10 protein-coding genes are annotated in these 11,788 nt (G+C 29.9%); 4 read left to right on the top strand and 6 right to left on the bottom strand.

The features are described 5' to 3' along the window. Positions 1-87 precede the first annotated feature (87 nt). From JEY78_RS15770 to JEY78_RS06055, 6 genes are all read right to left on the bottom strand, one after another. Positions 88-303: a ferredoxin family protein gene (locus tag JEY78_RS15770; protein WP_367158769.1), complete on the bottom strand. Its 216-nt coding sequence runs from the start codon at positions 301-303 to the stop codon at positions 88-90. A 232-nt stretch (positions 304-535) separates the two neighbouring features. Then, complete coding sequence (locus JEY78_RS06075; protein ID WP_291848071.1) at positions 536-1,627, bottom strand: CNNM domain-containing protein; 1,092 nt, start codon at positions 1,625-1,627, stop codon at positions 536-538. A gap of 99 nt (positions 1,628-1,726) precedes the next feature. Further along, the gene (locus JEY78_RS06070) at positions 1,727-2,569 is read right to left on the bottom strand and encodes a DUF3078 domain-containing protein (RefSeq protein WP_291848068.1); all 843 of its coding nucleotides are present in this window, start codon (positions 2,567-2,569) and stop codon (positions 1,727-1,729) included. Between the two features lie 81 nt (positions 2,570-2,650). After that, entirely contained in the window at positions 2,651-3,160 is a 510-nt protein-coding gene (locus tag JEY78_RS06065) for a DUF2480 family protein (RefSeq protein ID WP_291848064.1), read from the bottom strand. Next, positions 3,161-3,481 (bottom strand): DUF59 domain-containing protein, encoded by a 321-nt coding sequence (locus JEY78_RS06060; RefSeq protein WP_291848062.1) that lies wholly within the window; start codon positions 3,479-3,481, stop codon positions 3,161-3,163. 51 nt (positions 3,482-3,532) lie between these two features. Next, positions 3,533-3,955 carry a SufE family protein gene (locus tag JEY78_RS06055; RefSeq protein ID WP_291848059.1) on the bottom strand — a complete coding sequence of 141 codons (423 nt, stop codon included), beginning with the start codon at positions 3,953-3,955 and terminating at the stop codon, positions 3,533-3,535. Between the two features lie 99 nt (positions 3,956-4,054). Between JEY78_RS06055 and JEY78_RS06050 the strand changes: the two genes are divergently transcribed. The 4 genes from JEY78_RS06050 to JEY78_RS06035 all read left to right on the top strand — a co-directional run bounded on the left by JEY78_RS06050 (position 4,055) and on the right by JEY78_RS06035 (position 11,787). Then, entirely contained in the window at positions 4,055-4,981 is a 927-nt protein-coding gene (locus tag JEY78_RS06050) for a PfkB family carbohydrate kinase (protein ID WP_291848056.1), read from the top strand. Positions 4,982-5,043: 62 nt separating this feature from the next. Further along, positions 5,044-6,945 carry an amidophosphoribosyltransferase gene (locus JEY78_RS06045; RefSeq protein ID WP_291848052.1) on the top strand — a complete coding sequence of 634 codons (1,902 nt, stop codon included), beginning with the start codon at positions 5,044-5,046 and terminating at the stop codon, positions 6,943-6,945. A gap of 21 nt (positions 6,946-6,966) precedes the next feature. Beyond that, complete coding sequence (locus JEY78_RS06040; RefSeq protein ID WP_291848049.1) at positions 6,967-9,552, top strand: hypothetical protein; 2,586 nt, start codon at positions 6,967-6,969, stop codon at positions 9,550-9,552. Between the two features lie 33 nt (positions 9,553-9,585). Further along, the gene (locus JEY78_RS06035; protein ID WP_291848046.1) at positions 9,586-11,787 is read left to right on the top strand and encodes a radical SAM protein; all 2,202 of its coding nucleotides are present in this window, start codon (positions 9,586-9,588) and stop codon (positions 11,785-11,787) included. Position 11,788 lies beyond the last annotated feature (1 nt).

The raw sequence follows: 11,788 nt of genomic DNA, 5'->3' as shown, positions 1-11,788 counted from the left end.
CTCCTAAGAGGTATAATATTATGGGTACAATTATGAAAAGTACGGCAAGTACTAATAGTCTAAATATATTACGTTGTTTTTTCATAATTAACCCCATGATACAATTACTGGAATACTTTTTTCAGGAGAAATTGTAATAGCGTCTACCGGGCAATACATACGGCATAAATGACATATTTGACAATCTTCCGGATATAAAATCTCTGCTTTTTTTGTGGTGGAATTTAACCTAATTACGTCTGTAGGACAGCTTTTTATGCACTCCTCACATCCTACGCAACCGTTTATACTTTCAATGGACATAATTCTTTGTTTTCAAAATTCATTTACTATTATGAAACAAAGTAACGTTGCAAGTGTGTATAAATAAAAAACATTCAACCAACTAAAGAATTGAATCAATAGATTGATGGATTTTAACTACAAATATTTTGCAATTTTAAAAAAAGGATAGTAAAAATATTTCTACTGAGGTTTAGTAAATACTTCTTAATTATTATTTGTAAATTAGCTTTGAGGATAAGTAGCAAATAATTTATTCCTCATTTTTATTGTTTTCATCTATTAAGCCAAATTTTTTCGCTCTTGTCTCCCAGCTTTTTCTAGCCAAAAGTTGTAAATCTTCCACATTGTCGCTTTCATCCATAATTTCTAAACCAAGTAAAGTTTCAATTACATCTTCCATAGTTACAATACCGCTAGTAGAACCATATTCATCAACAACCAAAGCTATATGTTCTTTATTGGCTATAAATTTTTCAAAAAGGCTAGGTATTGGTATAGATCTATTTGTAATTAATAGTTCTCGTTTTATTTCTGATAGTTTTTTATTTCCATTTCCATTTATAATTTCTTCCATTACTTCATCCTTTAAAATGAAGCCAGTAATATTATCAGAATTTTTTTTATAGATAGGAATTCTTGAAAAACGTAATTTTGGGTGTTCATCAAAAAAATCTTGCACAGTAGCGTTTTCAGAAGCTCTAACCATAACTGTTCTAGGTGTCATAACATCTTTAACCTGTACTTGTTTAAAAGTCAATAAATTTTTAATGATGGCGCTTTCATTTTTTTCAAAAACACCATCTTCATGCGCCATGTCTGTCATTGCATGAAAATCTTCTCTACTTAAAATTGAACCATGAGTTGCGCCACCTCCAATAAGTTTAGTTGTAAGTTGTAAAATCCATAAAATACCTGTGTATTTTAAAAATGCAATTAATGGGATTAAAGCATTAGCAGTAAAACCTGCCAATTGTTTCCAGTATTTAGCGCCAATTGTTTTTGGAATAATTTCAGATAAGACTAAAATTAAAACAGTCATAATTGCAGATACAATACCAACGGTATTTACACCTAATATGTCAATTTTATAATCAAGAGTTTCTGCCTGAACCCCAACCATAATGGCGCCAACTGTATGTGCCATTGTGTTTATTGTTAAAATAGCAATAAGAGGTTTGTCAACATCTTTTTTTAAATCTTCAAGAATGAAAGCAAATTTTTTTCCTTCTTGTTTTTTAATATTAATAAATGTTGGAGATATGCTTAATAGAACAGCTTCTAATATGGAGCATAAAAATGAAAAGAAAATAGCGGCAACCGCATAAAATATTAATAATGACATTATTATAAAGTTTGGACAAATTTATACAATAAAAATTCAATTTAACAATAAAAAAAGACGCTACCAAGAGCGTCTTTTTAAATAATTATATTTTTAGATTTAAAATCCGTAGTTAACACCTAAACCAAATACTTCTCTTGTTTGAAATCCTTGGTACGCATTATCGTCATAAATTGTTTGAAATGCTAAGTTAGCAGATAAATATTTGTTGATTTTCATCACTAAATTCATAGTATAATCTAAATCTACATTTTGTGCATCTTCTAAATAGTTTGAATATAAATTTAAAGTATTTTCCATAGAAACATTTTCCATTATATTTAATTTATAGTAAGCGGCAACGGAAGCTCCTAATTCAAATCTTGAAGTTTCACCTTGTTCAACACCAAATGATGGTCCTAAAACAGTAAAATGATCGTGAACCAAAATTAATCTAGATGTTGCAGGCGCAATATTTACTTTTAAATTATCCCTTTTTTTCCATAACATACCTGGTCCAACTTGTAAATAAGCAGGAGACATAAAATGTGTAGTTTTTACGTTGGTAGCTTTGTCGAATCCAGAATCCATTTGAGTTTTAAAGTTAGCAAATAAAGAATAGTACCAAAAACCACTGGCTTTTTTACCAACTAAAGAGTTAAGTTCTAATCGGTCATCGGTTTTTTGTTGATCACCTCCATCAATTTTTGTTATTCCGTAAGCTGCAATAATTTTGTTATCCCAAGTAATATCACCTTTTATGTAATTAAAATCATAATTCAGACCTAAATTACCGGCAACATTATCTATTCCTCCAGCTGCCCAATTATTAAATGCTGATTGATTTAATAGTAATGAAATATTTCCTTTTTTAGTCCATCCTTCTTTAGGTCCTTCTTTTTCCTGAGCAACTACTGAGTTAATACTGCATACAATTGCTAAAAATAAAACTATTTTCTTCATACCTTTTGATTTAATTTTTACTTAATGTGTTTTTGATATTTTTATATAGGACAATAATTTTGTGAAAAAGTCACAATAAAACTATTTTTTTCTTTTAAAAAGAGGAACTGTAGAGCAAGCCTCACCAAACATAATTGTTTTGGTAATTGGCTGTAATTTTTGAATTAACTGAATATAAGTAGTTTCAGGTATTGGTTTGTGGGCACAACCTTTAATAATTACTGGTTTATCTTTAAACTGTTCAACATCTAGGTTTGTAATAATATCTTGGAAAATGGAAGTTTCTAATTCTTTTAGGTTTCCAATAACAATGTTTTTAGCAAAAGGGCTTACAAATGTTGTAATAAGCATATAAGCCCAAGAGGGTATTATAACATCAGAAGAACAGGTTAAAGCAATATAATGGTTTTGATATTGGCTCCAATCATGGTTTTTTAAATGTTCTCTAAAATCAACTTCTTTTAAAATTAATTCATGAAAAAGCCAGTTTTTTATATCAATAATGGTCCTTTCTCCTTTTGGATAAAAATCCTCAAGGTTAATTGTTATTAAGTTGCTATTCGCAACTCTATTTACAATTTCATCTGCCATTTATAAAAAACCAAGTTCTAGTTTTGCTTCTTCACTCATCATATCTTGTGTCCACATTGGATCAAAAGTAATTTCAACCTCAGCACTTTTAACTTCTTCAATGGTTCTAACTTTTTCTTCAATTTCAACAGGCAGCGTTTCTGCAACTGGACAGTTTGGTGAAGTTAACGTCATTAATATTTTAACGTCATTGTTTTCACTCACAAAAACGTCATATATTAAACCTAATTCAAAAATATCTACAGGTATTTCTGGATCGTAAATAGTCTTCAATTTTTCCACTATTTTATCTCCTAAATCTGCTACGCGTTCACTATTCATTGTATAAACCTTTCTTTATATTCATTCTAAATAAGTGCAAATATACACTATTTAACTTAATTTTGATTGAAAAGCTAAGGCATACAATTTAATTTGTTTTATCATAGAAACCAATCCATTGGCTCGTGTTGGAGATAAGTGTTCTTTCAGTCCAATTTCATCAACAAAATATAAATCTGCATCTAAAATATCTTGTGGTTTTTGATTGTTGAAAACACGTAGTAAAAGCGCTACAATTCCTTTAGTTAAAATAGCATCGCTATCTGCTGTAAATTGTAAATTATTTCCTTCAATTTCAGAATGTAACCAAACTTTAGATTGGCATCCTACAATTAAATTTTCATCTTTTTTAAATGTTTCATTAATGATTGGTAAAGATTTTCCAATTTCTATAATATACTCATAGCGTTCCATCCAATCTTCAAACATTGAAAACTCATCTATAATTTCTTCTTGTATTTCTTTGATAGTCATTTTTTAAACTTATTTTTGCAAAATTAATCACATCTGCTGTTTAAAAAAAATATAAACACAAAATATACCATTTTAAGGTGTGAAAAGAAATTTAAAAATATGAGTAAATTATTAATTGTAGGTACAGTTGCATTTGATGCTATTGAAACTCCGTTCGGAAAAACAGATAAAATTTTAGGTGGCGCAGCTACATATATTTCGCTATCAGCTTCGCAATTTGGTGTTGAATCTGGTATTGTTTCGGTTGTGGGAGGAGATTTTCCAAAAGAATATCTGAAAAAACTGAATGATAGAAATATTAATACCGATGGTATTGAAATTATTGAAGAAGGAAAAACTTTCTTTTGGAAAGGAAAATATCATAACGATTTAAATTCTAGAGATACTTTAATAACAGATTTAAATGTATTGGCAGATTTTAATCCAGTGGTACCAGAAAAATTTATTCAACCAGAATTTTTAATGCTAGGAAATTTGCATCCAGCAGTTCAAATGGCTGTAATTAATCAAATTCCAGTTCGTCCAAAGTTAGTAGTGTTAGATACTATGAATTTTTGGATGGATAACACATGGGATGCACTTATGGAAGTTATTGCAAAAATTGATGTAATTACTATTAATGATGAAGAAGCTAGACAATTATCTGGTGAATATTCTTTAGTAAAAGCAGCCCAAAAAATTTATGAAATGGGTCCAAAATATGTGGTAATTAAAAAAGGTGAGCACGGAGCATTATTATTTCATGAAGACAATGTATTTTTTGCGCCAGCGTTACCATTAGAAGAGGTTTTTGATCCAACAGGAGCAGGAGATACTTTTGCAGGTGGATTTATTGGACATATGGCAAAAACGGAAGATATTTCTTTTGAAAATATGAAAAGAGGTGTAATTGCAGGATCAAATTTAGCATCGTTTTGTGTTGAAAAATTTGGAACTGAGCGTATGGAAAATTTAACACATAACGAAATACAAGAGCGATTATTACAATTTAAGTTGTTAACTCAATTTGATATTGAAATAGGATAACATTTAAATTCCGCATCTGTGCGGAATTTTTTATTTAAAAAACTACAACTAAAACTACTATTATGAGCGACGCTATTAAGCACGAATGTGGAATTGCAATGGTTAGGTTATTAAAACCATTACAGTATTATAAAGATAAATATGGTTCTGCTTTTTATGGTTTAAATAAAATGTATTTGTTAATGGAAAAACAGCATAATCGTGGGCAAGATGGTGCTGGTTTGGCAAGTATAAAATTTAATGTTGCGCCAGGAACACGCTATATTAGTAGAATTCGTTCTAATGCAGATCAGCCAATTCAAGATATTTTTGCACAAATAAATGGTAGATTAAACGATTTAAATGAAGAATTTCCTGAGAAAATTGAGGATGTTAATTGGCAAGTTAACAACGCTCCTTATATAGGGAATTTGTATTTAGGTCATGTTCGTTACGGAACTTTTGGTAAAAACAGTATAGAAAGTGTGCATCCATTTTTACGCCAAAGCAATTGGATGCATAAAAGTTTAATTGTGGCCGGTAACTTTAACATGACTAACTCTAAACGGTTATTTAATGATTTAGTTGAAATTGGTCAGCACCCAAAAGAAATGACTGATACTGTAACGGTTATGGAAAAAATTGGTCATTTTATTGATGATGAGGTTGCCAAATTATATAAAAAAATTAAAGAAGAAAGAGGCGTAAATAAAAAGGATGCATCTCCTTTAATAGAAGAACATATTAATATAAAAAAAGTATTAAAACGCTCTGCAAAAAACTGGGACGGTGGTTATGCAATTGCTGGCTTATTAGGCCATGGAGATTCATTTGTATTGCGTGATCCAGCTGGAATTAGACCAGCATTTTATTATAAAGATGATGAAATTGTGGTGGTTGCTTCTGAACGTCCTGTTATTCAAACAGTTTTTAATATTCAAATTAAAGATGTTAAAGAAATTGATCCTGGTTGTGCTTTAATCATCAAAAGAAATGGTAAAATTACAATGAATAAAATCATTGAACCTTTGCCAAAAAAATCATGTTCTTTTGAGCGAATTTATTTTTCAAGAGGAAGTGATGCGGATATTTATAATGAACGCAAAAAATTAGGAAAATTAGTATTTCCTGAAATACTAAAAAGAATAAAAAATGATTTAAAAAACACTGTTTTTTCTTTCATTCCAAATACTGCTGAAACCTCATTTTATGGAATGCGGGAAGCAGCTGAAGATTTTTTAAACCTTCAAAAAACAAAAGCAATTTTAAATGGTAGAGGAACACTTTCTGCCGAACAGGTGACCGAAATTTTATCAGCAAGACCACGTATTGAAAAGTTGGCTATAAAAGATGCAAAATTAAGAACTTTTATTGCAGATGATAATAGTAGAGACGATTTAGTAGCGCATGTTTATGATGTAACTTACGGAATTGTAAAACCGAAAGACAATTTAGTTGTAATTGATGATAGTATTGTTCGTGGAACAACTTTGAAGAAAAGTATTATTAAAATTTTAGACAGATTACATCCTAAAAAAATAATTATAGTTTCATCAGCTCCTCAAATTCGTTACCCAGATTGTTATGGAATTGACATGGCACGTATGGGAGATTTTATTGCCTTTAGAGCTGCTTTAGAGCTATTAAAAGACACAAATCAATACCATATTGTGGAGGAGGTTTACAATAAATGTAAAGAAATGCAACCGCTTGAAGATGCAGAAATAAGCAATGCTGTTAAGGAAATTTACCAGCCATTTACAAATGAGCAAATTTCAAATAAAATTGCTGAAATGCTAAAAACTCCAGAAATAAACTCTGAAGTTGAAATTATTTTTCAAACAGTTGAAAATTTACACATAGCTTGTCCAAACCATTTAGGGGATTGGTATTTTACCGGAGATTATCCAACTCCTGGTGGAAACAGAGTTGTAAATGATTCATTCATTAATTTTTATGAAGGAAATAAGGGAAGAGCTTATTAAATAATTCTTAAATTTGGTAGCATGAAAACAAAAGCAACTCTTTTATTTTTTTTGCTATTATTAAATACTTCATTTTTAATTGCTCAAAAAAATAGTCATATAAACAATGTTTATATAGATAGCCACGGCACCATGCGTTGGGAAAAAAGTAATGATGAAGTAAAAGGATTTGGTGTAAATTATACAGCTCCTTTTGCACATGCCTTTCGTTCTGCAAAAGCAATGAATGTTAATGTTAAAAAAGCTATTGATAATGATGTTTATCATTTTTCAAGATTGGGCTTTGATTTGTATAGAATTCACGTTTGGGATACTGAAATTAGTGATACATTAGGTAATTTAATACAAAATGAACATTTAGATACTTTTGATTACTTACTAAAAAAGTTAAAAGAAAAGAACATTAATTTTGTAATTACGCCAATTGCTTTTTGGGGAAATGGATGGCCAGAACCTGATGAAAACACACCTGGATTTTCAAATAAATATGGAAAAGCAGATTGCCTTACAAACCCAGAAGCTATTAAAGCACAGCAAAATTATTTGTACCAGTTTTTGAATCACACAAACCCATATACAGGAGTAGCCTATAAAAATGAGCCAAATTTAATTGCTTTTGAAATTAGTAACGAACCACATCATAAAGGTGAAGCTAAACTAGTTACAAAATTTATAAAAGGCATGGTGAAATCAATGCGGAAAACGAATTGTACAAAACCCATTTTTTATAATGTTAGTCACGCAGTTCACTTTATGGATGCTTACTTTAATGCTGGTATTCAAGGTGGAACTTTTCAATGGTATCCCACAGGTTTAGGATACCAACGAGAACTTTCGGGAAATTTGCTGCCAAATGTTAATGATTATAATATTCCTTTTAATGAAACTATAAAAAACCATAAAGGCGCAAAATTAGTATATGAATTTGATGCTGCCGATGTAGGCAGATCTTATATTTATCCTGCAATGGCAAGAAGTTTTAGAACTGCAGGAATTCAAATTGCGACTCATTTTGCCTATGAGCCAACATATGTAGCGTATGCAAATACAGAATATAATACGCATTATATGAATTTGGTTTATACGCCTCAAAAGGCTTTAAGTTTAATGATAGCTTCAGAGGTTTTTCATCAAATTCCAATGTATTCAAAATTTGAAGAATATCCGAACAACACTTCTTTTGGTGATTTCAAAATAAATTATAAAGCGGATTTGGCGGAATACAATACTAAAGAAAAATTTATATATACAAATACAACTAATTCTAAAATTGTTGATGAAAATTCGCTAAAGCAAATTGCAGGTTTTGGGAATTCAGTTGTTGTTAATTACCAAGGTTTAGGCGCGTATTTTTTAGATAAATTATCTAACGGAATCTGGAGATTAGAAGTAATGCCAGATGCTGTTTGGGTTGACAATCCGTTTGGAAAAAATAGTCTTAAAAAAACAGTGGCTGTTATAAAATGGAATGAATGGAATATGAAATTAAACCTAAAAGATTTAGGTGAAAATTTTACAATTCAGGCTATAAATGATGGAAATGAGTATTCTCCAAAAGTGAAAGAGTCTAGTTTTAATATTAAACCAGGAACATATATTTTAAATAAAATAGGAGTTGATAAAAAGTGGAAATCAACAGATTTCTGGAAAAACAACCAACTAAAAGATTTTTTTGCTACAGAAAATACAGTTGATAAAATTTATGTAAATCACATACCAGCTGTTGAAATTACAAAAGGGCTTCCAATAGAAATTTCTGCCCAAATTGTTACGCCTAAAACACCAACCTCGGTTCAATTAATTGCAAATAATGGTTACATAAGAAAAGTGTTAAAAATGGAGAGAAGCAGTGGCTATAATTATTCGGTGACTATTCCTAAAGAACTTCTTTCAAAAGGCTATTTAAAATATGTAATTAGTGTAAAAGAAAATAATGCAACACATTCGTTTCCTGCAAATAAAGAAGGAAATTTATTTGATTGGGATTTTTATGACAGATCCTTTTATGAAACTCGAATAGTACCTATAGAAAATCCAATATATCTTTTTAATGCAAAAACAGACTCAGATTTATTAGTAAAAGAATGGAGAAATGAGTTTAAGTTATTGCCAACTAAAAATGAAAATGAGGCAGAATATCAAATAAATATTGAAAAGCTATTTGTTACAGATAATGAAAATTTAAATGCAAAACCAATATATGATTACTCCTTTAAACACTTTATAATTAATAAAATAAAAGGGAGGAATGAAGACCTTTCAAGTAAAGAAAATATTGTTTTTTATGGAAAAGCGTTAAATAATAAACCGTGCAAATTGCAAATTGCTTTTGTTATGACCGATGGAAATTCATATGGTGAAGTAATTGAAATTGGAACAGAATTAAAGGAATATAAAATAGCTTTAAATAATTTAAAACCTGTTAAAACGGTGACACTTCCAAGACCATATCCTAGTTTTTTACCATATTATTTAACTCATAAATTAACTTCTAGTTTTAATATTAATGAAGTTGAAAGTTTGCAGTTTTCAATTGGTCCAGGAATTTTAAAAAACCAATTAGAAGATAAGCATGGAATTTCAATTATTAGTGTTAAATTGGAATAGAAAAGTTTAAAAAACAATAAAAATAAATAGCTCTTGAAAGATATTCTTTTAATTACTCCTCCGTTTACCCAGTTAAATACACCGTATCCAGCTACTATGTATTTAAAAGGTTTTTTGAATACTAAGAATATTTCTTCGTTTCAAGCAGATTTAGGGATTGAAGTTGTTTTAGTGCTTTTTTCTAAAGATAAACTTCATGAGGTTTTTGAATTAGCTTTTGAAAAGCAAACTATTTCTTCTGAAAACGCACAACTTATTTATGGATTGCGCAATAAATATATAAGCACTATTGATGTAATTATTAAATTTCTTCAAGGTAAAAATCAAACTTTTGCACGACAAATTTGTTCAGAAAACTTTCTCCCTAAAGCTTCCAGATTTAATGAAATTGATGATTTAGAATGGGCATTTGGTTCTATGGGAATTCAAGATCAGGCAAAACATTTAGCCACGTTGTATTTAGAAGATTTATCTGATTTTATTGTTGAATGTATTGATGAAAACTTCGGCTTTAGCCGTTATGCAGAACAATTAGGAAAAAGTGCTAATAGCTTTGATGAATTGCATACGAATTTGCAAGCAAAACCAAGTTTTATTGATGAAATTTCTTTGAAAATTTTAGAGGATAAATTGCAAACAATTCAACCAAAACTAGTGTGTTTTTCAGTTCCATTTCCAGGGAATTTGTATAGTGGTTTTAGATGTGCGCAATATATTAAAGTCAATTATCCAACCATTAAAATTGCCATGGGTGGAGGATTTCCAAATACAGAATTGCGCAGTTTAACGGATAATCGTGTTTTTGATTTCTTCGATTTTATAACTTTAGATGATGGCGAATTACCTATTGAGATTCTTTTTTCAAATGTTGTAAATCCAACCCAAGAAAATTTAGATTTTAATAATTTTAAAAGAACTTTTTTACGATTAAATAGTGAAGTTATTTATAATAATTCATCCATAAAAAACGATTACAAGCAGGCACAAATCGGCACGCCAGATTATAGCGATTTATTGTTAGAAAACTATATTTCCGTAATAGAAATTGCAAATCCAATGCACAGTTTATGGAGCGATGGACGTTGGAATAAATTAACAATGGCGCATGGTTGTTATTGGGCAAAATGCACTTTTTGCGACATTTCTCTCGATTATATTAAAATTTACGAACCCATTACCGCGAAATTATTAGTAGACAGAATGGAGCAAATAATTGCCCAAACTGGAGAAACTGGTTTTCATTTTGTTGATGAAGCAGCACCTCCAGCTTTAATGCGCGCGTTGGCGATTGAAATAATTAAAAGAAGGTTAATTGTGACTTGGTGGACAAACATTCGGTTTGAAAAAAGTTTTACCAAAGATTTGTGTTTGTTGCTAAAAGCATCAGGCTGCATTGCTGTTTCTGGCGGTTTGGAAGTTGCTTCAGATAGATTGTTAGAATTAATTCAAAAGGGTGTAACCGTTGAACAAGTTGCTAAAGTAACAAAGAGTTTTACTGAGTCTGGTATTATGGTTCACGCATATTTAATGTATGGTTTTCCTACACAAACTATTCAAGAAACTGTTGATAGTTTAGAAATGGTACGTCAATGTTTTGAACTTGGAATTATAAAATCTGGTTTTTGGCATCAATTTGCTTTAACAACACATAGTCCAATTGGACGAAATACTGAGAATTACCATATTATTCCTGATTTAAAAAATATTTCGTTTGCAAATAATGATATTGAGTTTACTGATAAATCGGGTATTCATCACGAAAAATTTAGTGAAGGTTTAAAAAAGTCTATCTTTAATTTTATGTACGGCATAGGTTTTAACTTACCATTGCAAGATTGGTTCAGTTTTAAAATTCCGAGAACTAGTATTAAAAATAACTTTATTAGTTCATCATTAGAAAATCAATCTTTTGAAATTTTTAAACCAACAGCAAAAGTAATTTGGTTAGGTGGAGAACCTTTGGTTCGTGCTTTTTCAAAAACTAAAAAAGGAAATACGTGGCAAATGTTGCAACTTACTTTTTTTGTTGCAACTGGAAATTTTGAAATTTCAGTTCCTGAAAATTATGGAAATTGGTTGGTTCAAAATCTAAAAAAGTTAAGTGTTTATACCAATGAATCGCTCACAATTCAACATTTAAAAACTGATTTTGAAATTGATTTAGAAAATTTTGAGCTTTTTTGGTATTCAAAACCAATAGACACGCTTAGAAAACATGGACTATTGGTTTTGTAAT

This window comes from Lutibacter sp. (genome assembly GCF_016342705.1).
Taxonomy (GTDB): Bacteria; Bacteroidota; Bacteroidia; order Flavobacteriales; family Flavobacteriaceae; genus Lutibacter.
This window is presented reverse-complemented; position numbering and strand designations above follow the sequence as displayed.